This is a genomic window from Fibrella musci (assembly GCF_041321105.1).
Taxonomy (GTDB): Bacteria; Bacteroidota; Bacteroidia; order Cytophagales; family Spirosomataceae; genus Fibrella; species Fibrella musci.
Window position 1 is genome coordinate 579,613 of sequence record NZ_JBGGWD010000004.1, and the last position, 21,809, is coordinate 601,421.

General features: G+C 56.0%; 17 protein-coding genes. 3 read left to right on the top strand and 14 right to left on the bottom strand.

Translation table 11 applies throughout. The annotated features are described in order from the left end of the window. Positions 1 to 108: 108 nt before the first annotated feature. The gene (locus tag ACAW74_RS15635) at positions 109 to 567 is read left to right on the top strand and encodes a hypothetical protein (protein WP_370699141.1); all 459 of its coding nucleotides are present in this window, start codon (positions 109 to 111) and stop codon (positions 565 to 567) included. A gap of 68 nt (positions 568 to 635) precedes the next feature. On the opposite strand, the gene ACAW74_RS15640 is transcribed toward ACAW74_RS15635, so the two are convergent. The 3 genes from ACAW74_RS15640 to ACAW74_RS15650 all read right to left on the bottom strand — a co-directional run bounded on the left by ACAW74_RS15640 (position 636) and on the right by ACAW74_RS15650 (position 4,028). After that, a complete protein-coding gene (locus ACAW74_RS15640; RefSeq protein WP_370699142.1) occupies positions 636 to 2,048 on the bottom strand; it encodes a Gfo/Idh/MocA family protein in 1,413 nt (470 codons plus the stop codon). 78 nt (positions 2,049 to 2,126) lie between these two features. After that, positions 2,127 to 3,425 (bottom strand): alpha/beta hydrolase family protein, encoded by a 1,299-nt coding sequence (locus tag ACAW74_RS15645; RefSeq protein WP_370699143.1) that lies wholly within the window; start codon positions 3,423 to 3,425, stop codon positions 2,127 to 2,129. Positions 3,426 to 3,488: 63 nt separating this feature from the next. Beyond that, complete coding sequence (locus ACAW74_RS15650; RefSeq protein ID WP_370699144.1) at positions 3,489 to 4,028, bottom strand: dihydrofolate reductase family protein; 540 nt, start codon at positions 4,026 to 4,028, stop codon at positions 3,489 to 3,491. Positions 4,029 to 4,212: 184 nt separating this feature from the next. On the opposite strand from ACAW74_RS15650, the gene ACAW74_RS15655 reads away from it, so the two are divergent. After that, on the top strand, positions 4,213 to 4,452 hold the full coding sequence (locus tag ACAW74_RS15655) for a DUF3820 family protein (RefSeq protein WP_015330609.1): 240 nt from the start codon (positions 4,213 to 4,215) through the stop codon (positions 4,450 to 4,452). 18 nt (positions 4,453 to 4,470) lie between these two features. Here ACAW74_RS15655 and ACAW74_RS15660 read toward each other — a convergent pair whose 3' ends face one another. The 8 genes from ACAW74_RS15660 to ACAW74_RS15695 form a co-directional block, all read right to left on the bottom strand. Beyond that, a complete protein-coding gene (locus ACAW74_RS15660) occupies positions 4,471 to 5,373 on the bottom strand; it encodes a sugar phosphate isomerase/epimerase family protein (RefSeq protein ID WP_370699145.1) in 903 nt (300 codons plus the stop codon). A 36-nt stretch (positions 5,374 to 5,409) separates the two neighbouring features. Then, positions 5,410 to 6,561: a DUF3800 domain-containing protein gene (locus ACAW74_RS15665; protein ID WP_370699146.1), complete on the bottom strand. Its 1,152-nt coding sequence runs from the start codon at positions 6,559 to 6,561 to the stop codon at positions 5,410 to 5,412. A gap of 115 nt (positions 6,562 to 6,676) precedes the next feature. Then, a complete protein-coding gene (locus ACAW74_RS15670) occupies positions 6,677 to 7,735 on the bottom strand; it encodes an FUSC family protein (RefSeq protein WP_370699147.1) in 1,059 nt (352 codons plus the stop codon). A gap of 125 nt (positions 7,736 to 7,860) precedes the next feature. Then, positions 7,861 to 9,579 (bottom strand): FAD-dependent oxidoreductase, encoded by a 1,719-nt coding sequence (locus ACAW74_RS15675; RefSeq protein ID WP_370699148.1) that lies wholly within the window; start codon positions 9,577 to 9,579, stop codon positions 7,861 to 7,863. Between the two features lie 31 nt (positions 9,580 to 9,610). Continuing rightward, a complete protein-coding gene (locus ACAW74_RS15680; RefSeq protein WP_370699149.1) occupies positions 9,611 to 10,150 on the bottom strand; it encodes a gluconate 2-dehydrogenase subunit 3 family protein in 540 nt (179 codons plus the stop codon). 233 nt (positions 10,151 to 10,383) lie between these two features. Beyond that, positions 10,384 to 11,460 carry a Gfo/Idh/MocA family protein gene (locus ACAW74_RS15685; protein WP_370699150.1) on the bottom strand — a complete coding sequence of 359 codons (1,077 nt, stop codon included), beginning with the start codon at positions 11,458 to 11,460 and terminating at the stop codon, positions 10,384 to 10,386. A 232-nt stretch (positions 11,461 to 11,692) separates the two neighbouring features. Next, positions 11,693 to 12,853, bottom strand: a complete 1,161-nt coding sequence (locus ACAW74_RS15690) for a cysteine desulfurase family protein (RefSeq protein WP_370699151.1) — start codon at positions 12,851 to 12,853, stop codon at positions 11,693 to 11,695. A 36-nt stretch (positions 12,854 to 12,889) separates the two neighbouring features. Further along, positions 12,890 to 13,987 carry an XdhC family protein gene (locus tag ACAW74_RS15695; protein ID WP_370699152.1) on the bottom strand — a complete coding sequence of 366 codons (1,098 nt, stop codon included), beginning with the start codon at positions 13,985 to 13,987 and terminating at the stop codon, positions 12,890 to 12,892. A 261-nt stretch (positions 13,988 to 14,248) separates the two neighbouring features. On the opposite strand from ACAW74_RS15695, the gene ACAW74_RS15700 reads away from it, so the two are divergent. Beyond that, positions 14,249 to 19,183 (top strand): fibronectin type III domain-containing protein, encoded by a 4,935-nt coding sequence (locus ACAW74_RS15700; protein ID WP_370699153.1) that lies wholly within the window; start codon positions 14,249 to 14,251, stop codon positions 19,181 to 19,183. 64 nt (positions 19,184 to 19,247) lie between these two features. Here ACAW74_RS15700 and ACAW74_RS15705 read toward each other — a convergent pair whose 3' ends face one another. From ACAW74_RS15705 to ACAW74_RS15715, 3 genes are all read right to left on the bottom strand, one after another. Then, entirely contained in the window at positions 19,248 to 20,318 is a 1,071-nt protein-coding gene (locus ACAW74_RS15705; protein ID WP_370699154.1) for a toast rack family protein, read from the bottom strand. Positions 20,319 to 20,416: 98 nt separating this feature from the next. Further along, entirely contained in the window at positions 20,417 to 20,914 is a 498-nt protein-coding gene (locus ACAW74_RS15710; RefSeq protein ID WP_370699155.1) for a PspC domain-containing protein, read from the bottom strand. A gap of 150 nt (positions 20,915 to 21,064) precedes the next feature. Continuing rightward, on the bottom strand, positions 21,065 to 21,799 hold the full coding sequence (locus tag ACAW74_RS15715) for a copper homeostasis protein CutC (protein ID WP_370699156.1): 735 nt from the start codon (positions 21,797 to 21,799) through the stop codon (positions 21,065 to 21,067). Between the last annotated feature and the right edge of the window lie 10 nt (positions 21,800 to 21,809).

Consider the following 21,809-nt stretch of genomic DNA (forward strand, 5'->3'; position numbering starts at 1 on the left):
TTCGGCCAGTTCAGGCGGTTGGATCGACAGCCTGTGCAGGTTGCGCTGAGGCGGGCTAGTGGCGGACGATAGGTTTGTGGCTGTATTCACAAAACAAGCACAAATACAATGAAAAAGCTCCTCCTGGTTTTCTTCGCGCTGATATCGTTTACAGCCTGTAAAAAAGACAAAGAGATTACGCCGAAACCAACGGCTTTGGCCGACAAATTCGTCGGTACATACAAACTCAATTCGTTTCGTTTTATCGACACGCAGTCGCAAATAAATCTTGACCTGCCCACGCTGCCATTAACCAAAGATGGACAGACGATCAGCGGGACGGTGGCACTGGTGAAGAAAACCGATACGACCGTCGATATGAATTTTAAGCTGAAATCATCGGATACCGAGGATTTTGCGTTCGATATTGCCGACCTTGAGGTACGTCAGGTTGGGTCGGAGTATGGTTTGTTTGTCGACGGCCTTCGTGTTGCCGACGTGGAGGGCAGCGTCGTTATCTTCAATTTCTCGGAAACCGATCCGACTACGAAAGCTCGTTATGAAATGGCGTACGTCGCCAAACGGTAAGGGGTTATTCAGTCAGTCCGGCTCTAAGTTGGACTGACTGAATAACGGAAAAGTGAAGGCGTATCAGGCTACACCGCGTTGCCGATTTTCATCTTGACGGGGTCCCAGCTAACCACTTTCTTCTGGAAGTAACTCATGTTGCCGCACTGAGTGGGGCCGCAGGCACGCAGCCCAAAGGTGGCGTCTTCGATGTTGGGCTTGTTGTCGCGCACCGAACTGAAGAAGTTGACGAAGTGCTCGTAGCGGTCGCCCTTGTAGTCTTTCGGCACCTGATATTTAAACTCTTTCGGGCCTTCCATTTCGGGTTTGCTGGGGTACATTTTGTTGTACTCGGCCACAAACAGTTCTTTCTGATCCTTCGGAAAATTGTCGATTGACATGCCCGGTGCTTTCGGGAATTTGTTCCGGTGCACCGTCAGGCTATCCCAACCGATGGAAAGGTCGCCCTCGGTACCCACGAGCCGGACGAGGTAGTTGCCGCCGCCACCATCCACGAAGTTGGAGCGCGTGGTGAGGTTGAATTCGGGGTGCTGATCAGTTTTGGCGTAGTCGTAGATACTCAGTTGAATATCAGGTACGTCGCGACCGTCTTTCCAGTACCGCGTGCCCCCAGTCGAATACACCCGGCTAGGCCCGAGCGATCCAGTGATGGTGTGCAGCGTGGTGAGCAGGTGCACATACAGATCGCCCGCGATACCCGTGCCGTAGTCCTGGTAGTTGCGCCAGCGGAAGAAGCGGAGCGGGTCCCAGGGGCGTTTGGGCGCACTGCCCAAGTACGTATCCCAGTCGACGGTTTGGGGCGATGCATCGGGTGGAATCGAATATTGCCAGGCACCCATGGCGCTGTGGCGGTCGTAAATGGCTTCGACAAAGACAAGCTCGCCGATGTCGCCCGCCTTCAGCAGTTCTTTGGCTTTGCTGATGATGATCGACGACGCAAACTGGCTACCCACCTGAAACACCTTGCCCGTTTCGTTCGAGACTTTAATCAGTGTGTGTCCGTCTTCCACCTTCTGCACCATCGGTTTTTCGCAGTAGACGTGCTTGCCTTTGCGCATGGCATCGCTCGAAATCTTCTCGTGCCAGTGGTCGGTGGTGGCGTTGATGACGGCGTCGATGTCAGTCCGGTCGAGTAGAGTACGGTAGTCGCGGGTGACGGTGAGGCCATCGCCCCACAGTTCTTTGGCCCGGCGCAGGCGGCCGTCGTACAGATCGCAGGCCGCGACCATCTCGACCCCATCGACCATCAGGGCCGTTTGCATGTCGCCGATGCCCATGCCACCGGTGCCGATCAGCGCCATGCGCACTTTGCTGTTGGCGGCCGTACTGGCGTGGTTTTTCACCAGGTTGAGGTATTGGGTAGTCGGGGCGGCCTTGGCCGTGCCCGACAGGGCGGCGGGTGCGGTTGCTGCCGCAGCGCCGAGGGTTTTCAGAAACGTCCGGCGGGAGTTGTCTGGTTGGGGGTTGTCTTCGTTTTTCATGAGGTTTTCGCTGGGAACTTCCATTGGCTTCCATTAGCGGGCAGTTTAAACCGCCCGCTAATGGAATGGCATATCTTCTTAAGGCCTATTATGTCTCATTTCTAATCCTACAGATGAGCGGGGTTTGAAACCTTTCCACGGTTTTTCGTTGGCTTCCTGCGGAACGTCGAGAAACGAGGCATAATCGAGTTGTTTCAGGTGCAGGCCCAGAAAGGCCGTGACGAAGTGCTGATTGATGTTGTTGATGCGCCGTTCGTTCCAGGCGGGTTCGGCGTAGCGGTAATATTCGTCGAAATGCAGGCCGGGTTTCAGCGTCGCGGCCGGGGGCGGGTTGGGGGCTACGTTGTGGCGGGCGTTCAGGTACGTGAGCAGGTAGCGGTCGGCGTTGACGGCCCCGTCGTAAATGGCTTTGATGCCTTTTTCGTAGCCTGAGACATCGTCTTTACTGCCCGCGACAAAAAAGGTGGGGGTTTTAAGACCCGCCAGCCCGTCGGCATCCCAGACGCCGCGTTCCATGCCCCAGGGCGCAAACGCCACGACGGCCCGGATGCGCGGGTCGACCGTCGCTTTGTAGTCGGGCGAGGCCATGGTGCGGCTGTCGAGGGCCGTGCTGCCACCCGATAGCTGGGCAAAGAGTTTGGCGGCCTGCGCGCTGTAGCCCGCCCCGGCCACGTTGAGCGCTCCGTAGCCACCCATCGAGTAGCCGATCAGGCCGGTGTTGTTGGCGTCGAGCAGGCCCGACAGGAAGGAGTTACTGCCTTTGGCGCTCAGGCGGGCCATTTCGTTGAGCACAAACAGGTCGTCGAGCGAGCGGTTGAGCAGCGTGCTCGGAAAACCGCCCGCATCCCGAAACGTCGACTCGGCATGATCGATGGCAACCACTACATAGCCTTTGGAGGCCAGGTTTTCGGTCAGGTACGTTAGCAGCAGTCGCGAGCCGAGGTAGCCGTGCGATACGATCACGAGTGGGTACGCCTTATCGCCCCGATCTGGTTCGGCGTTGCGCAGGGCCCGGCCGTCGAAGGTAAACGGAATGAGTGGGCGTTTGGGGTCGTTGGCGCTGCCCATCACCTGATCGTATGTGACGCGCTCGGTTTTGCCCGCCGGAATCCGGGCCGGGTACCAGATTTCGACGGGTAGCACGCGGTTGTAGCGTGGCGTTTGGCCGTCTTTGGCGCGCAGCACGTCGAGCTGATCGGCGTGGGTGAGCGTGAGGGAACGAACACCGATGCTGTGCGGCCCCCGCGCGGCCAACTCAGGGGCGTCGGGCAGGGGATCGCCGACGACAAACGAATCGGGACTCGTCTGAGACCAGCCGATGGTGGGGGCAAGGCAAGCAAGAAAAAACAGGCAAATAAGGGGGCGAATGCAGCGCATGCAGGGCGGTTGGTTTAGGCGGTTGTTGACCACCTGCAAAATAGCGTAAATTCCGCCCCGCCCTTACGCCCGTCTGTAGACGCTCTGCACAAAGCCGTTTGGGTACGTTGTCGTCCGTAGGTGTTGAAGCGGAATATCGGAGCCGGTGCCGCCGAACAACGGAATTCCTTCGCCCAGCAGAACGGGGATGCGCGTGATGGTCAGTTCATCGACCAAGCCGTCGCCCAGGAACTGCTGAATGGTCTGCCCGCCGTCGAGGTAGATGTGCCGATAGCCGCGCCCGGTCAGGTACGTTACCAGTTCACGCGGCGATAGCGACAGCAACTCGACCTTGTCCCTGAAGGCGTCAGATACGTTGGTGAGCGTGCGGCTCAGCACGAATACGCGTTTTGGGTACGGCCATTCGGGGAAGGTCACCACTTTCTCGTAGGTGCCTCGCCCCATCACCAGCGCGTCGATGCTGTCGATAAAGGTCTGATAGCCGAAATCTTCGTTGGGGATGGTGAAGGCCGGGTCCGTCAGCCAGTCGATGTCGCCGTTGGGCCGGGCAATAAACCCGTCGAGACTGGTAGCGATATAGACGGAGAGCTTAAGCGCGGGCATAGGCTGGATGGAAGGGGAGACAGTGGATGCAAGTAGTTTTGAAGAGGCTGATTACTGGATGGCTCCTATACAAATTTACAACGTCTGTTGGAGGTAATTCGCGGCGTATGGGCTGCCTGCGCAACTCTTTTGGGCGCTGCTGCCTTTATCTGGTTTATCCTTATCATTACCCCTTTACGTACACATGGCCGAAGAAGCGCCGTTGGGCAATCCGCAGGTACTGGTCGATTTACTGACCTACCAGATGCCGTTTGGCAAATACAAAGGGCAGCGGCTGCGGGAGTTGCCGATGGCCTATCTGGAATGGTTTGCCCAGAAAGGCTTTCCGCCGGGCAAGCTGGGTACGTTGCTGCAAACGCTTTACGAAATCCGGCTGAACGGGCTCGATTACCTACTGACTGAACTGGAACGGATTCGGCGGTAAGGCTGTCTGTCGGTCCGGTTAGCCTTGTAAGGCCCGCCGTACCTTTTCGTAGAAAACCGGCACTTTCTGGCGAGGATCACCTTTGCCGAGCGTCTCGATGGGCAGGTAGCCGCGGTAACCCGATTCGCGCACAATGCGGACGATACGCGTCAGGTCGGTTTCGACTTCCCGGCCATCGACAAAGAGATTTTCCTTCAGCTGCCACGTAACGGCGAATGGAGCCACCTGCGCAACCTGCGCGTAGGGGTCGCCGATCTTGAAACTACCGATGTCGAGGTTAACGGCGAGCCAGTCTGACTGCACCTGCTTCAGAATGTCGAGCAGTTGGTCGGCGGTTTCGATAAAATCCGCGTGGTTTTGCAACACGAGCATTACCCCTTCCTGCGCCGCATACCGGCAGCATTCGCCAATGGCATCGACGACCCAGCGGGTCACCTCGGCGCGGGTGTGGCCGTCAGGTACGTTCTTCCCCGAAAAAATGCGGAGTACGGGCGCCCCCAGTTTCGCCGCGAAGCCAATCCAGCGCCTCACGAGGTCGATTTCAGCCTTGCGGCGGGTGGGGTCGGGCAGGGTGAAATCGTTGCGCACGCCTGTACCGCTGATGTCGAGCCCCAGCCGGAATGCCTGTCGTTTGATCCGGTACGTATAGCTGTCGTCGGGTAGGGTGGGGTAGCCGGGGAAGTAGTAGGCCGTTGGATCGACCGCCGCGAATCCCGTCTCGGCACAAAACGCCAGCACCTGCTCCAGCGTCATGGTTTTGTTGACGAGCGGTTCGTTGAACGAATACAGATTGCAACTGAGCCGCACCGGGTCGGGTTTGGGGGCGGGGGGTACCAGATGACTCCCCGCCGTTGTTACCAGCGGAATGCCGGCCGAAACCGTTTTGAGAAACGAACGCCGGGTAGCAGAGGGCTGGCTCATAGGGTATAGATAAGAAACGGAGAAGGAATTTTAGTTTTACTTAAAAATAAGCTCTCTAAGTTCTTTATATTCAGGCTTATCTAATATATCGAGCTCATTGTTGGTAACTAATTTTATTCCATCCCTACATTTTTTGATACGATTTAACATGGGAATTATCATACTGTTCCCGTGGTTAATAAAATTGTATAAATCTTCTGCACAGCTTGGAAGCTTATAACCTTTTCTTTGCCCCGAACTATTACTGGCTATAATAATGCCAGCATCACGAAGTTTGGCCACAACACTTGTTCTAAAGTATTGATCTTGCATCGGTTCGTTACGGAAATTGTTAAGATGATTAATTATTTCTCTAGCAGAAATATATTTGTTATATCCAAAGGCTCTGAAGTAGAGTAGTAATAATTTGACACAGTTTACCTGATCTATTTCTTGTGTGCTTAATTTCCCCTTCTTTTTATCTATGAAAATGTTGGCTAAATTTATAGAATAGTTAGCTATGGTTGGATCATATGACTTATCACTTTGGTCAGGTAAATAAGCTAAAGGGTTAGCTTCATCAGGAAATGATCTTATTGAAATAAGATTATGCTTAAGAATTTCTAGGAAGGCGTTAGAATTATCTGATAGTTTGGTTTCGTCAAAGCACCTACCTAGAGTACCTGATACAAAATCAGCTAATTGTATCAAGACGTTGTCTGGGCTGCCTGAAAAAAAGAAGCCAGAACCAGAGAACAGATCAGGCATATGATACTCTAAAACATATTTTTTAAAGCCTCTCATGAATTCATTGCTGCCATGTTCGTCGACTGTAATTTTTAGATCTGGAAAGGTTTTATAGAGTTCGTTATAGATTAGCCCGTTCAAAAATTTGTAGAATGATTTTTTGTGCCCAAATCCTTGTCCAGTCAATTTTCTTTTGTCTACTGATATTGCGTATATCTTAAAATTACTTTTAACCATGTCTTTAAGTATAGCAATGCGTCTCTTGTCATTGTTGGCTACTTTACTTGATTTTATTTCGCCAGTTTGAAAGTGATTTTTTCTAATTGATTCTATTTCTTCTTCTATTTTGCTTTTCTCGCTCTCGTTAACAAGTATTGCAGATATAATGAAGTGAGTGCCCTGTGATGAGAAGTCAAAAGAGTTGTTACCGTATTCGTCGATAAAAGCAAAGAAATTTTTCATGTATAAAGTTTAAGGATTTTTGATGTTGTCAAAATTTAAATCTTTTGTCTGGTATATAATTGTGTATTTATTAAGGGGCAGTAAGACACTCTATGTAAGTCGCAAACCCCCAAACCTACTTACGTACGCCAAGAAGGAGCCGGGTACGTCGCAGTTGGTGGGCGGCTTTGCGGCGCAGGCGTTCGTTGTAGAGCATCCAGCCGCCGATGCCGCCGATCAGGCTACCCAGCACGATGTCGACGAAACGGGCGGCAATCAGGGTGGTGGGGTCGACGGTAAGCGAACTGCCCGATTCGGCCAGAAAGATGGTGAGGACAGTAACGAAAATGACCGCGAGGCCGTAGTTACGCACGATCAGAAACTCGACGATCAGTTGCAGACCGATGATGCTCAGGCAGAGGATTAGCGCCGACGGATGCAGCAGCAAAATGAGCCACGTCAGCCCCAGCCCGATAAACGTCCCGACGATGCGCTGCACGCTGCGTTGCCAGATGTGCCGGGTGCTGACGCCCTGCATCACGGCGGCGCACGACATGGGCACCCAGTAGGGGTTGGGCAGTTTCAGCAGATTCGCCGCGAGCAGTGATAGCCCCACCATGCTCCCAAACGTAACCGACTCAACCAGATTGACATAGCGGCTTTTGGGCACCGCCACAATCGCGCTCAATTGCGGCTGATTCTTGAGGATAAGCAGGCTGTATACCAGCGTCAGCCCGAACGAAATCATGGTGCCGATACCCACAAACCCGATGTGTTGGGGAATGGCCTCCGGTTTAAACGGCATGCAGATGGCAATGGAGGCAATCATGATGAAGAAGAAGTTGCCGGGTGGGCGGGTCATCTTCAGGTAATAAACGGCGATGTGGATGCTGAACGCCAGCAGACCCAGCAGCAACGGCGCGACAAAGGGATTGAAACTAAAGAGGCTGCCTAGCGAAAAACAGACCATCATTCCGAACGAGCAGGCCATCAGCGTGATGAGTCGCTTGACGGTGCCGACGCCCACCGACGGAATGTACAGGATGACCAGCCCGGCCATTGAGGCAAGCTTGCCGCCCGGCAGCGAATCGGTGAAATAGCCTGCCAGAATGGGGATGCCCACGCTCAGCCCGGCCAACACCGGGATCGGCCAGGTTCGGTCGGACTGCTTAAATTCCAGAAGCTGTTTCAGCATGATATCGTGTGGTTCATACTAAAGAGACAAACCTACCCGCCAAGAGGTTTACCCGGTCTCTGAACGAGTACGGCTCCACCAGAAGCAGAGCCGTACTCGATAGACGAAACAAATGTGGGCAACGACTATAGCGCTTTCCGTTTTAGCTCGCTCACGGCGTGGTTGGCGGCGCGGGCGGTGATGGCCATGAACGTAAGCGAGGGGTTTTGCGTGCTGGTCGAGGTCATGCAGGCGCCGTCGGTGACGAAGACGTTTTTGCAGCTATGGAACTGATTCCACTTGTTGAGCAGCGATGTTTTGGGGTCTTTGCCCATCCGCACGCCGCCCATTTCGTGAATGTCGAGGCCCGGTGCTTTGTCGGGTTTGTCGTGCGTCTGAATGTTCTTGAAGCCCGATACGGTCAGCATTTCGGTCATCTGCTCATGGAAATCCCGAATCATCTTCTCGTCGTTGTCGTCGTAGGCCACCGAGACGCGCAGTTGCGGAATGCCCCAGGCGTCGGTAAGGGCCGAGTCGAGGGCAACGTAATTGGTTTCTTTCGGAATGGTCTCGCCCATCATGTGCGAGCTGACCCGCCAGTTACCGTACTTGGGCTGCATCAGGCTGTTTTTCAGGTCGTCGCCCAGACCCGACGTGTCGATGTCCATGGCGCGCGACGAACCGAAACCTGCTGCATAGCCGCGCAGAAAATCGGTTTCCTGTTTCATGACGTTGCGGAAGCGGGGAATGTAGCTGCCGTTGGGGCGGATGCCGTCGGTGGTAGTATCCTGAAAGCCTTCGTGCTCGGCCGAGATCGTCGTGCGGAAGTTGTGGAACGCCATGTACTTGCCGAGCAGGCCGTTGTCGTTGCCAAAGCCGTTGGGGAAACGGCGCGATTTAGAGTTCAGCAGGATCAGATTGCTATTGAGGCAAGCGGCATTCACGAAGATGATTTTGGCGTAATACTCCGTCATCTGCTTCGTGTCGGCGTCGATTACCTGCACGCCCGTCGCCTTGTTCTTGGTGTCATCGAAGATAATCGAGTGTACCACCGAATCGGGTTGCAGCGTCAGGCGACCGGTCTTGGCAGCCCAGGGCAGCGTTGATGAATTGCTGCTGAAATAGCCACCGTAAGGGCAACCCCGCTGGCAGAGCGACCGGTTCTGGCATTGGCCCCGGCCCTGTGCCAGGTGAATGGCCTTGGGTTGGGTCAGGTGCGCACACCGGCCGATGATGACGGGGCGCGTGCCGTTGTAATGCTGCGCCATCTGCTGGCTGAAGTGCTTCTCCACGCACGACTGCTCGTGGGGCGGCAGAAACTCCCCATCGGGCAGTTGGGGAAGCCCGTCTTTATTTCCCGAAATACCCGCGAATTTCTCCACGTGGCTATACCAGGGCGCCAGATCAGCGTAGCCGATGGGCCAGTCGACGGCAAAGCCGTCGCGGGCGGGCCCGTCGAAATCGTATTGTGACCAGCGTTGGGTGCCGCGCGCCCACATCAGCGATTTGCCACCGACCTGATAGCCGCGAATCCAGTCGAAGGGTTTCTCCTGAATGTAGGGATGGTCGGCATCTTTTACGAAAAAATGGCTGGCGTCTTCCCGGTTGGCGTAGCAGCGGCTGGCTACGGGGTTGGCGTCGCGGTAGGCTTTGGAAAGCTGCCCTGCGTGCTGAAACTCCCACGGCTGCATCATCGTGGTGGGGTAGTCAGTTACGTGCTTTACGTCGCGGCCCCGTTCCAGCACCAGTGTGCGCAAGCCTTTTTCGGTCAGTTCTTTAGCGGCCCAGCCACCGCTGATGCCGGAGCCGATCACGATGGCGTCGAACGTGCGCGCCTTGATGGAGTCGATGGTTAAGAAAGACATTGTTGAGTTGAGTCGGGAGGAAGAAAAAGCGTTAGCGACTACCGGCCGCGGCGAGGCTGGCTACGGGCACACAGCCGTGGTAATAACCCGGCGCCATGTTGAAGTGCTGCACGTTGACCATGTAGAACTCCGAGTTCGTATAGCCCTGAATGGTGAGCCGCTTGATGAGGTCGACGAAGGCTTTCCCGGCGGGGTCGGTGGCGGTGGTCAGGTTTAGGAGCACAGTTTTGCGCTGCGGCGCGTCGAGGGCGGCAAAGGCTTTGCCGTAGGTCTGCTGCGCGGTGGATTCGGTGAGGGCCAGCCCCTGTTGCAGCGTGGTCTGCGCCGTTTCGTCGTAACAATCGCGAATCATCCGCATCGCAAACTGATGCACGTTCAGCGACTTGGCGCCGGGCGTGGTGGTTTGGGGGATAATGGTGTCGACGATGTCGCCCAGCAGCGTTTCGTCGTCGGCCGACCCAAAGGCAACCGGGCCGAGTGATTGGGGATTCCAGCCCGTTGCCCAGGCAGGGAGAGCGACCAGGCCACCCACCGTGAGGGCCAGTCCTTTGAGAAGCGAACGTCGTTGCATGCGAAAGAGAAAAGCGAAATTGAGTAAGTCAGTGAGTCAGTTGATACTCTTTTCTAGAATCACCATAAGCCGCCGACTTACTCTATCAGGCGGGCTTTCATGAGCCATTTATGACGATTTGCTGTCGCTTGTGCCTTCGACAAGCGACAGCAAGTTTGCTATATAACGACAAAGACCTTTCCAATCGCATCGGCGTTGGCAGTTGCTGTACCTGATTACTGGCCAAGCTCCCGTTACAACCGAACGACTTCGCCCGTTTTGACGGACTCGTCGCAGGCAAACGCGATGCGCAGGCTATTGACGGCGTCGGCGAGGTGGTCGGTCAGGTCGAGGTTGTCGCGGACGGCGCTCAGGAAATACCGCTGCTCGCGGTTGCAAAGCTCCTGGTGATCAGGCTCGTCGGTGAGGTCGATCCAGGTGTCGGGTTGGGCGAAGGCGTCGCCATCGGTGAGTTGGGCGTGGTGCACCCGCAGCGATTCGGTCTTGGTGTGAGCATCGACGTTGTCGGACTGCCCGGTGGCTCCGGCGTTTTTGGCGGTGATCGACACGCAGCCTTTAGGGCCAATCACGTCTTTCACAAAGAAGGCCGTTTCGCTCATCATGGGACCCCAGCCCGCTTCGTACCAGCCCACCGATCCATCGTCGAAGCGAATCTGCAACTGGCCGTAGTTGTAATTATCGGCCGGAATGTCGTCGGTCAGGCGGGCGCCGATGGCACTCACCCAAACGGGTTTTGAGCGGGTCATCTGGCACATGACGTCGATGTAATGTACGCCGCAGTCGACAATCGGGCTGAGCGATTTCATCAGGTTGCGGTGGACGGTCCACATGTAGCCGTGGCTCTGCTGGTTGAGGTTCATGCGCATCACCAGCGGTTTACCCAACTGTTGGGCTTCGTCGATGAACCGCATCCACGACGGGTGCACGCGCAGGATGTAGCCTACGACCACTTTCTTGTTGGCTTTCTGCGCGGCAGCTACCACGCGCTCGGCCCCCTCGATGGTATCGGCCAGGGGTTTCTCGATGAAAACATGGCAGCCTGCTTCCAGCGCCATGATGGCGTAGGCTTCGTGGGTATCCGGGTACGTTGAGATACAGACCGCGTCGGGCTGGGTACGTTGCAGGGCAGTGGCGTAGTCGTCGAACAGCGGGTAGCCGCCACCGAGTTTCTCGTTCAGCACATGCTTGCTCTGGCCGGTTGAAACGATGCCGACGATCTCGAAGCCGTCGAGGTTGTGGTAGGCGGTGGCGTGTGAAGCACCCATGTTGCCGCAGCCGACAACCAGTACGCGAAGGGAAGAAGGAGTCATAAAGACAAAAGTAACGTGATTTTCAATCACGCGCGGCTGAAGGATGGAACGCGGATGACACGGATTGGCCGGATGAAGCAGATGGTCGCAGAAGATGGAACGCGGACAAAAGGGATGGAGCAGATGACCGCAGATATCACATGATTAATTTAAAGCTGAGAGAACCCAGCCCGAAATCCGCGGTCATTCGGCTAATCCGTGTTATCCGCGTTCCGTCACTATCCCTCCGCCCTTATCCGCGGGTCATCATTACCCGCAGGTTTTCGACTACGTCGGTTACGTGGCGAATGGAGAGGTCGATGTCGGCTTCGGTGGTGAAGCGCCCTAGGCTGAAGCGGACGGAGGCATAGGCGAGGTCGGAGGGCAGGCCCATTGCTGTTAATACGTGCGACGGATCGGTCGAGGCGGCGTTACAGGCTGAGCCGTTGGAGACAGCGATTTGGTTCAGGCTCATAAGCAACAGTTCGCCGTCAAGATCGGGAAAAGCCAGGTTGAGTGTGTTGGGCAGGCGATGCTGTGGGTGGCCGTTGAGCCGCACGTCGGCGGTTGCCGGGTAGGTACGTATGCCAGTTTCAAGGCGGTCGCGCAATGCGGTCAGCCGTTGCGCATCGGTATCCAGCAAGGAACCGGCCAGCTCGGCGGCGGCACCCAGCGCCACAATGCCAGGTACGTTCAATGTGCCCGACCGCCGGCCCCGTTCGTGGCGGCCGCCATCCTGCTGGGCAATGATGGGCGTTTTGCGGCGGACAAACAGGGCGCCAATGCCTTTGGGTGCGTACAATTTGTGGCCCGACAGGCTCAGCAGATCAATTGGCACCGATGCCAGATTGATGGGCAGTTTACCCACGGCCTGCGTGGCGTCGGTATGAAACAGGGCGCCGTGTTCGTGCGTCAGTTGGGCGAGTTCGGTGATGGGCTGGATAACGCCCGTTTCGTTGTTGCCCCACATCACCGATACCAGTACTGTTTGCGGTGTGAGGACGGCGGCAAGTTGTCCGGGCGAAATCAGGCCAGTGGCGTCGGGTTGCAGGTACGTTACGTCGGCTCCTAGTTGGGCCAGGTGTTCGCAGGTGTCGAGAACGGCCTTGTGCTCGGTCTGTACCGTGATGATGTGATTGCCCCGGTGCTGGTTGGCCTCAAACACGCCTTTCAGGGCCAGATTGATCGACTCGGTAGCGCCACTGGTAAAGACCATTTCGACGGGGTGTGCGCCCAGTAAATCGGCCAATTGCCGCCGGGCCTGATCGACCGCTTCCTCCGCTTTAAGGCCATAGACATGCGTCCGCGAGGCCGCGTTACCGAAGTGCGTGGTCAGGTAAGGCAGCATCGCATCGAGCACCCGTTGATCAACGGGCGTCGTGGCATTATAGTCGAGGTACGTTGGGTAATTCATGGGTGTTTGGTTTCGCCGAATTGCATCCGGTTCGATTTAATCCCGTTCGTGAATGGGGGCCTGCCGCAACCGCAGAAACGAGCCGCTACGCCCTGATAGGGTTGCCCGGATTTCGGCCATAACCGATAAGGCAATTTCTTCGGGTGAAACGGCACCAATATCGAGCCCAATGGGAGCATGCAGCCGGTCGGTTTCGGGAATAACGGTACCGGCCTCGGCCAGTTCGCTGATCATGCGTTCGGTGCGTACACGCGGCCCCAACACACCCACAAAGGGGGCACTGGTCGCCAAGGCGCGGGGCAGATTGGCTTTGTCGGTATTGAAATCGTGGGCCATCAGCACGAAGGCTGTCTGGTCGTCGATGGCGATGCTGTCGAAGTCGGCGGGTGCAACGAGCGCATTGGCTGAACCGAACAGCGCCCGCGTGACTTTCTGAGGATTCGCGACGACCGTGGTTTGCCAGCCCAGTTCGTTCACGAGCCGCACCATCGGGTACACGTCGTATTGCTGACCCATCAGGACCACGTGCGGCACGGGCAGCATTACCTCCACAAACACTTCAAGCGACCCGCCAGATACGTTCACTGCAACCGGGGCCGATTTGCCTTTTTTGACGAATGCCTGAATGGTTTGCCCCAACTCGTCGGCCGCGTCGCCAAACAGAGTCAGACTGTCGGCGCCATCATATCGAAGCATCGTGCCGATGGGCAGGTTGCTGTCGGCGGGTGCTTTCAGGATGGTCAGCAGCACGTTGGTCTGGCGAGGACCGTTGATGCAGGCGGTCAGCAGATCGATGGGCGTGGGGGCATTGGCGTCGATCGGAGCGAGCAACACGCTGATGATGCCGTTACAGCCTAAGCCCACACCAATCTGGTAGTCGTCTTCGTTAGTGGTGTCGTAGGTAACGATGCCGGGTTTTCCTTGTGCGATGGCCAACCGGGCCCGTTTCAGCGCGTCGCCTTCCAGACAGCCGCCGCTGATACCGCCCACCCAGGTACCGTTGTCGAGGATGAGCATGCGGGCTCCCGTTCGCCGGTACGACGACCCTTCGACGTGCACGACGGTGGCGAGGGCAGCACCCACGCCGGGGGCTTTGTGCAGGTACGTGTCAAGAATGGCTCTGATCTCTTTCATGTGCGTAAGCAGGCGTGCTACCCAGACAACAACGCGGTTGGGTAGCTGTTCGGTGCCTCACAAAAAAAGCAAAGTTTTCCGGGGAAACGTGCCAGACAGGGCGGCTGATTTTGCTCAGAACGATGCCTGAAGAAACGAATCACCTTTTAGGGCAGAGACCGATATAGCGCGAGTCCATGTCCGTATCGACTTGTTGGCTATCAGGTTGGATCACAAATTGCTGTAATTATATACTTACCTGTAACTTTCTTTCAACCGTTCATGTCACGATTTACGGCGCTGCTTTGCTTAGCTTTTTTCGCTATCCTTCACTTACCAAATCATGTTCTGGCCGACCCGATACTGACCAGCGCTGACCAGTACACCCTATCGACGTCGAACATCGCGGCAAATTCGGTCAGGCTGAACTGGACGGGTGCTGCCGCCACCTCATTCGATGTGCGCTGGCGCAAACAGGGGGACAACCTGTGGGTGACAACTTCGGAGATCAAGGCCAATAGCTTTTTGCTTACCGACCTCGATGCCGGGCAATCGTATGAATGGCAATTGCTTCCGGCGGGCGCTACGGCCTGGCTGGGTGGGCCAGCTTCGTTCACAACAATCTATTCGTGTTATCAACCTTATCTGTTCGGTACATACGACCTGTTATCTACGGGAGTGAGGATAAGCTGGTCGTCGACTTCATCGGCTAACTCCGTGATTGTCGAGATCAGGCTAAGCGGAACCACTAGCTGGACGATGGCCGCTACGTTACCCGCCAGTGAAGTGTATTACTCGAACACCTATACGTTTACGGGATTATCGCCAGCGACCACCTACGAGTGTCGGATAGGACAACGTTGCTCGCCGTATTCCAATGTGCTGACATTTACGACGCCCAAGTGTGAACCAACGGATCTGACTAGTTATGCCACACCCACTCAAAGCCAACTCAGTTGGAAGAGGGGTACCTACCAAGTCGCTACGCTGTTGTGGCGGCAACAGGGAGGCAACTGGACTACGGTTCAGAATTTATATGGATCCTACACACTGTATAACCTTACGCCCAACACCGGCTACGACTGGCAACTGCAGTGGGAATGTGGTAATACGGTGGCACAATCGGCGATCCAGTCATTTACAACCGTTTGTAGCCCCCCCACGTCGGTCTCAATCAAGGCAACAGCGGCTAAACAGATTACGCTGGGTTGGGAAAGCCCGTATCCGCCCTATGGCGGCGCGGGGACGAGCACGCAGGTACGTTATCGGTTGCAGTCGCCCGCCAATAGTCCCTGGAGTGAACCTACCCCCATTTATTCGTCGCAGCAATATCCGGCTACCTCCACGCAGGCTTACGGCACGGTGTATAGCTTGTCACCTCAGACGGGCTACGACCTGCAACTGCAAACAACCTGCCCGAACAGTACCAGTTCGCCATTTACCAACCCGCCAGTGAGTGCCACAACCAGTGCCTGCGTGAATACGGTACGGAACTTATACGTTGGTTCGGTAGGCTGGACAGGCGCTTCACTAAGCTGGTCGGGCGATAATGACGTGTATTACGCCACGCAGTATCGGGTAGCAGGTACGTCGTCGTGGAGTCAGGTAGGGCCAGGTACATATACAGGAAACAGTTCGGTCTCTCTGAGTGGGCTACAGGAGGGGACCACCTATGAATGGCGAGTCGTTACCTACTGTACGACCTCGCTGAGTGCCGCGACCCCCAGTTCTATCCAGACGTTTACGACGCTCGCCTGCCAGACAAACCTAATCACATCTACCAATGCCTACAACGTCGATTATACATCAGCTACTCTAAGCTGGAATGAATACTATCCCCAGGCGGGCCAATACAGCGTCCGGTACAGGCTCGCAGGCAGCAACACATATACTGTGTTACCGCTGACAACCAGTTATTCAATAAGTCTAACGGGGTTGGCTGGGAATACGGCGTATGAATGGCAGGTCGCTCCGGTTTGCAGTGCCAGTGCGACATCTTTCTCTTACTCGGCTCCCAACACGTTTACAACCAATTGTTCACAAAAGGCACAGGGCCTTTCGATTGCCAATCGAATCACTTCGGTAGATTTGTCTTGGTATCAGTCTGATTACCAATATAATGTGCCAACTACCTATCAGGTACGTTACCGGCCGACGGGAGGAAGCTGGGCTACAGAGGCGGTCACCACCACCAACTATTCGGTCAGGCTTTCATTGACGGGCTTAACCCTGAATACGGCCTATGACTGGGAGGTCGCGCGGGTTTGTGCAGCTGGCGTGACCAGTGCCTACACTGCCGGTACGTCGTTTACGACTAGTTGTCAGAGCCGCCTATATTCGATCCAGACACAATATGTTACGGCTGTCAAAGCAACCCTGAGTTTCGGCTTCCAGACGTACGCACCGAGCTACCAACTGCGCTACAGGCCGGTAGGGACGGCCAACTGGAATGTGCTGACCATTACCAACAGCTACTACACGTTAACCGGCCTTTTAGCCTACACCAACTACGAATGGCAGGTCGCTCCCATCTGCGAGGGCACGTACTTAGGTGATTTTTCACCCATCCAGACGTTTACCACCAATTGCTACGTCCCGGCGAATCTCAGAAGCTACGTCAACGAGACACTGGCTCAACTGATTTGGGACTATAACCCAAACGTTGCCGGGTACAACCTCCAATACCGACCACAGGGTAGTAGCAACTGGACAACCGTTGGGGTGGGTGCTTCAAGCAGCCAATACAATTGGAGTGGTGCGCCTGGTGTTTACGAGTGGCGAATTCAGGCCGACTGCGTCAACGGCTTAACCTCCGACTATTCGCCGATTCAGTCGTTTTCGACAAGTTGCAACAGGCCGAACAATTTGACCATTAATGACCTCAATTCATATGGCGCAACGGCGGTTTGGACCAGCGGCAATCAGGTTATCAATTCGCCTTATACGCTGCAATGGCGACAAGCGGGTACCTCAGCCTGGACAACCGTGACGGACCTTGCCCAATCCAGTTACACATTTGCGGGCTTAACGAGCGGCACGGTCTATGAAACGCGTGTGCTGGCGCAGTGCGGTACCACGCAGTCGGCCTACTCCGATTCCCGATCGTTTGGGGCGGTGTGTTCAACCCCCACGGCCTTATCATCGACCAGCACCTATTATTTTACTGAGCCGGGCCGGACGTTTTCTTGGAGCCTGACGCCGGGTATCACGTATACAGTTCGGTGGCGGCGACTGGCAGAGACGGGGCAGCCCGCGCCCGACTGGAACGTCCGGGCGGGGCTAATAGGGACGCTGCTTGTTACGCAGTTTTTGCCGGGTACGTATGAGTGGCAGGTGCAGAGTGAATGCGTCGATGGGACGAAATCGGCCTTTGTAGGGGGACCGCCGTTTGTGATCCCCTCATGCCCTAACGGCTTGATTACTCAGCATCGAAGCCAGGTAGAGAATACCTCGGCTACGCTGACCTATTCGGCCGGTTTCGTAACGGAACTGCGCTGGCGGCGCGCGGGTGCACCGGCCTGGAACGTAGCGTCGCAGCTAATGTCATCATCTTACTCGCTGACGGAGCTGGCTGAAAATACTGGATACGAATGGCAGGTTCGGGTGCTTTGTCCAACTGGTCAACCAACCGAGTTTGGCCCCGTGCAGCGTTTTACCACATCCTGTGGCCAACCAACCAGCCTGACGTTGCTTTGCAACATGGGCAATCAGGCAAAAGTCGGTTGGGCAGGCCCCGCAGGCAGTACATATGAGGTACAGTGGCGGCAGAGTGGCGCCCCGACCTGGAATACTAACTTGGTTAATGGTACCACCGCCATGCTGACAAGCCTGACCAGCGCGTATAGCAGCTACGAGTGGCAGGTTCGGCCCGCCTGTTCACCGCAGTCCAGCACGGTATATAGCGGGGGACCTTCGTTTTATCCACAGTGTAGTTCGCCAACGGGCTTGACGCTGATTCGGAGCAACGATTGCAACTATACGTTAAGCTGGCAGCATGGCTGTGCAGGCAGCGTTAGCTATGCGGTTCGGTTACGCTATAATGGTGGTGCTTGGACTGGATATTGGTTTACCTCATCGACTTCATTTTACCTGGGGACGCTTACCAGTGGTATGTATGTGGAAGCTGAAGTCGGCACCGTTTGTCCTGGCGGTGATTCGTATACTGTTTACTATTCGAATACGGTGTCCCTTTGCCCACCGCCGACCATAAGCAACCTGAGTGCATCGGTTGATGGTACGAAGGGGTATCTCAACTGGCAGACCACCTGTGGCCCGTCGGAACTGCGCTGGCGGCAGGCGGGTGGGGCTTGGACGACTGTTTCACTCAATAATACGTTCTACCAACTGGAAGGATTAACGCTCGACGCCGTGTATGAGTGGCAGGTGCGGAGTACATGCTCGTCGGCGAGTGGGTTTGGGTCTACTTCATTTTTCCGAGCGCGGTGTCGTCAGCCGTTTACAGAGATTTATGGTGTTCAGGCGGTGGCTGATTCAATTCGCTTTTATTTCGGAAGTACCTCACCAGACCACGAGGTACGTTATCGGCCAGTCGGATCGACAGCCTGGGCCGTGAAAGCTGCCCCTTCAGCACCAGTCTATCTGGTAGGGCTGGCGGCTAATACACAGTATGAGATGCAGTTACGAAAACTGTGTGCTCCCGGTGTATGGTCCGATTGGTCGCCATCGCGCTATGCCACGACGAACTGTCCGGCGCCTAGTGATCTGTATGCTAGTGAACTGACCGACAATAGCGCCCGGCTAAATTGGCGGTATGACGTTTACTCAACCAGCTATGTCCGCACGCTACGATACCGGCCATCGGGATCGACAAGCTGGATAACGGTCAGCCAAGGCATTTTGAAGAACCAATCGGCTTATAGTTACACCTTGACTGGGCTCACACCGCAAACGACCTACGAATGGCAAGTTGTGTACGATTGTGGCAGCGGCGGAACCTCTAGTTTATCGGATCGGCCCGTTACCTTTCGAACGACCGGCGTGGCGGGGCCCTGCTCACAAATGGTGACGGTGTTGCCCGGTAGTTGGGATGACCCGGCTACCTGGTCATGTGGGCGCGTGCCGCTGGCCACCGATGCCGTCACGATTCGGCATGTGGTGCAGATGCCCCCCGGCCAAGCAGCGCCCGTGCAACGAGTTATCTTCGGAGCGGATGGACAGCTTCGCTACGGAGCCGGAGCAAAACTGTGGCCGAGATAATAAAAAACGGAAAGGGCCACTGAATGATCTTCAGTGGCCCCTCCTGGTTTAGCAAGCTATGTGATTACTCGCGATCGACTTCGAAGTGGCTCATACCGCCGTCGTAGCGGATGCTGATTTTCTTGGTCGAGGCGTTGTAACCCGGGCTCAGGTACGTGTTGTTGCCCACACGCTCAAAATCATTATCAATGTCGGTGGCGTTCAGCCCACCATCGGTGGTGATTTTAACGCCTACGTTCTTCGGCACCCGAATCTTCACCGCAGCCATCCCCGACGAAATTGTGACGTCGCTTTGCGCCGCCTTGTCACCCAGCCGGAGTTCGAGGCCTGCCGCACCAGCTTCAATTTTCAGTTTCCGCACGGCATAGCGGCGTAGATCGAACTCGGCCGCACCGGCGCCAAAGTCCATTTCCATGTCCCAAACGGGGGCTTCGTTCAGTTTAACGGCTACTTCGCCGAAATCAACATCATGGTCGCCCGACAGGTCAATGTTGACGCCATCGCCCCGGCCGTTCTTTACCGGCTGTAACCGGATGGTGGGGGCGCTGCCATTGGCGTTGCGGTCGATGCTCATTGAGTAAGGCGTAATGGCTTCGCTGCGGGCATCGATGAGGCGTGAGGTGCCGTCGGTCATTTTGAAGGCAGCGGCACCACCTTCCAGCACAAACCGGGCTTCGGTGGGGGCCGGGGTTGGCATGTCTTCAGCGAACGTACCTATCGTTTTGCGGCGATTGTCATCCCGGTCGTTGTCATCATCATCGTCGTCGTCATCGAAATCGGGTGCGTCAGGCGCATCCGGGGCGTCGGGTGCATCCGGTGGGTCGGGCGGATCGATACGGAACGAGTAATCGTCACGGTCGCGCCAGTGCCGGTCGCGGGTAGAGAAGCTGAACAGCCAGAACGGGATGGCGACAGCCAGGGCGGTGGTCGCAACCATCGAAGCCGCCGAACTACCCCGACCCGCGCTGTAATGGTTCAGCATCAGGGCAATACCGCCCAGGATGAGCAGCACCGGCCATAAGCCCCGCACAAAGTGCCAGTCGGGCATGGCGAAGAGCCCCCAGTTGCGGGCCAGAAACAACACGCCCAGCGTGATGAAAAAGAGGCCCCAGAAAAGCTTTTGTCGGGAAATCATAGGAAAGAGAGTTGGTTGCGTTTTCAGTTCACTGTTCTTCGCTGGCTGACATAAGCGAACGGAAGACAGTGAACTGAAAACAGCGAACAGACTACTGTTTAGACCTGATTGATGGGCCGGTTAGGGTCGTAGGGATCGCTGTTCGTGGGTGACGACGGCCGATCATCATTGTCGAACGGGTTACCGCCCCGGCGATCACGCAGAATGAGCCAGGCTCCCAAACCGATCAACAGCAGTGGCCAGATGTCGCGGAAACTGATGTCGGTGTAGCGTTCGAGCAGGGCGATGACGCCAAGCACAATCAGAACGGCACCGCCAATAAGGCTGCCATTGCGGCGTTGGTCAGGAGAAGCCATAGAAAAAGCAGGATTAGAAAAGATAGTTGATTGCGATTCGGGCGAGAAACTCGTGCGGCGTTCGGGCAGAACTACCCACAAGATAACGTACGGAATGATGGCCGGAAAGTGAGGAATAAACAATCCGGCTACGAACAACACCCGTACCAGCGTTCGGTCGATGTTAAAATAGTGGGCTAAGCCAGCCGCAACGCCCCCGATCTGTGCTTCGTCGAGGTAGCGTTCCAATCGTTTTTCCATGTCATAGCGGCCCTACAGGGGCGTTTGATTGGATCAAACCTACGTTGGCTATGATGAACGGCAAATGGAGTTGGTAAGAGCGGATAGGGATTCGGATAAAGGGGCTTTTTTATCGTTAGTTGGTAATACATAGTAGCGGGTAATGAGTAGTTAGCCGAGGCTAACCTGCTCCACAACCGCCCGTATGACCGCTTCACTGCTGGCAACCCGCTCGTATTCGCCTAACAGCGCCGTTGCCATTGGTACACCATCGCGCCGGAAATGCATGGGACTATCGGCCGACACGCTGCCGCTGAGGTGCAGGGCTGCCACACCGGCAGCGGCCAGTTGCCGGGCATTAGTAGCATTTACGCCCGACCCCGCCATCAGGGCAATACGCCCCGCCGCCCGACCCGCCAGGGCCCGTAACAGATCGATGCCGGCGATAGCGCGGGCCTGCTGCCCTGAGGTCAGTATGGTTTGCACGCCCAATTCGATCAGTGTATCAAGGGCTTCGCGTGGGTCGCGAGTCAGGTCGAAAGCGCGGTGAAACGTAATGGGTAGCCCCGCCGCCCGCTCGATCAACTGCCGGGAACGTTCGGTATCGATCTGACCATCGGGCAGCAACGTACCCAGCACAATGCCATCGGCACCCGCCTCGCGGGCGGCGTCGATGTCGGCGAGCATGACCGCCAGTTCATCGTCGGTGTAGACAAAATCGCCGCCCCGTGGACGGATCATCACGTAGATGGGTAACGTAACCGCCGCCCGTACCTGCCGGATCAGCCCGATACTGGGTGTGATGCCCCCTTCAGCGCGCCCGGCGCAGAGTTCAATCCGGCTCGCGCCCGCCTGCTGAGCAGCGAGGCAATCGGCTACCGAATACGCACAAACTTCAATAAGCATACAATTGTGT

What these genes read in the sequence shown, in the direction of transcription:
- ACAW74_RS15635 (WP_370699141.1), top strand. Translation starts at nt 109, where the DNA reads ATGAAAAAGCTCCTCCTGGTTTTCTTCGCGCTGATATCGTTTACAGCC.
- ACAW74_RS15640 (WP_370699142.1), bottom strand. Translation starts at nt 2,048, where the DNA reads ATGAAAAACGAAGACAACCCCCAACCAGACAACTCCCGCCGGACGTTT.
- ACAW74_RS15645 (WP_370699143.1), bottom strand. Translation starts at nt 3,425, where the DNA reads ATGCGCTGCATTCGCCCCCTTATTTGCCTGTTTTTTCTTGCTTGCCTT.
- ACAW74_RS15650 (WP_370699144.1), bottom strand. Translation starts at nt 4,028, where the DNA reads ATGCCCGCGCTTAAGCTCTCCGTCTATATCGCTACCAGTCTCGACGGG.
- ACAW74_RS15655 (WP_015330609.1), top strand. Translation starts at nt 4,213, where the DNA reads ATGGCCGAAGAAGCGCCGTTGGGCAATCCGCAGGTACTGGTCGATTTA.
- ACAW74_RS15660 (WP_370699145.1), bottom strand. Translation starts at nt 5,373, where the DNA reads ATGAGCCAGCCCTCTGCTACCCGGCGTTCGTTTCTCAAAACGGTTTCG.
- ACAW74_RS15665 (WP_370699146.1), bottom strand. Translation starts at nt 6,561, where the DNA reads ATGAAAAATTTCTTTGCTTTTATCGACGAATACGGTAACAACTCTTTT.
- ACAW74_RS15670 (WP_370699147.1), bottom strand. Translation starts at nt 7,735, where the DNA reads ATGCTGAAACAGCTTCTGGAATTTAAGCAGTCCGACCGAACCTGGCCG.
- ACAW74_RS15675 (WP_370699148.1), bottom strand. Translation starts at nt 9,579, where the DNA reads ATGTCTTTCTTAACCATCGACTCCATCAAGGCGCGCACGTTCGACGCC.
- ACAW74_RS15680 (WP_370699149.1), bottom strand. Translation starts at nt 10,150, where the DNA reads ATGCAACGACGTTCGCTTCTCAAAGGACTGGCCCTCACGGTGGGTGGC.
- ACAW74_RS15685 (WP_370699150.1), bottom strand. Translation starts at nt 11,460, where the DNA reads ATGACTCCTTCTTCCCTTCGCGTACTGGTTGTCGGCTGCGGCAACATG.
- ACAW74_RS15690 (WP_370699151.1), bottom strand. Translation starts at nt 12,853, where the DNA reads ATGAATTACCCAACGTACCTCGACTATAATGCCACGACGCCCGTTGAT.
- ACAW74_RS15695 (WP_370699152.1), bottom strand. Translation starts at nt 13,987, where the DNA reads ATGAAAGAGATCAGAGCCATTCTTGACACGTACCTGCACAAAGCCCCC.
- ACAW74_RS15700 (WP_370699153.1), top strand. Translation starts at nt 14,249, where the DNA reads ATGTCACGATTTACGGCGCTGCTTTGCTTAGCTTTTTTCGCTATCCTT.
- ACAW74_RS15705 (WP_370699154.1), bottom strand. Translation starts at nt 20,318, where the DNA reads ATGATTTCCCGACAAAAGCTTTTCTGGGGCCTCTTTTTCATCACGCTG.
- ACAW74_RS15710 (WP_370699155.1), bottom strand. Translation starts at nt 20,914, where the DNA reads ATGGAAAAACGATTGGAACGCTACCTCGACGAAGCACAGATCGGGGGC.
- ACAW74_RS15715 (WP_370699156.1), bottom strand. Translation starts at nt 21,799, where the DNA reads ATGCTTATTGAAGTTTGTGCGTATTCGGTAGCCGATTGCCTCGCTGCT.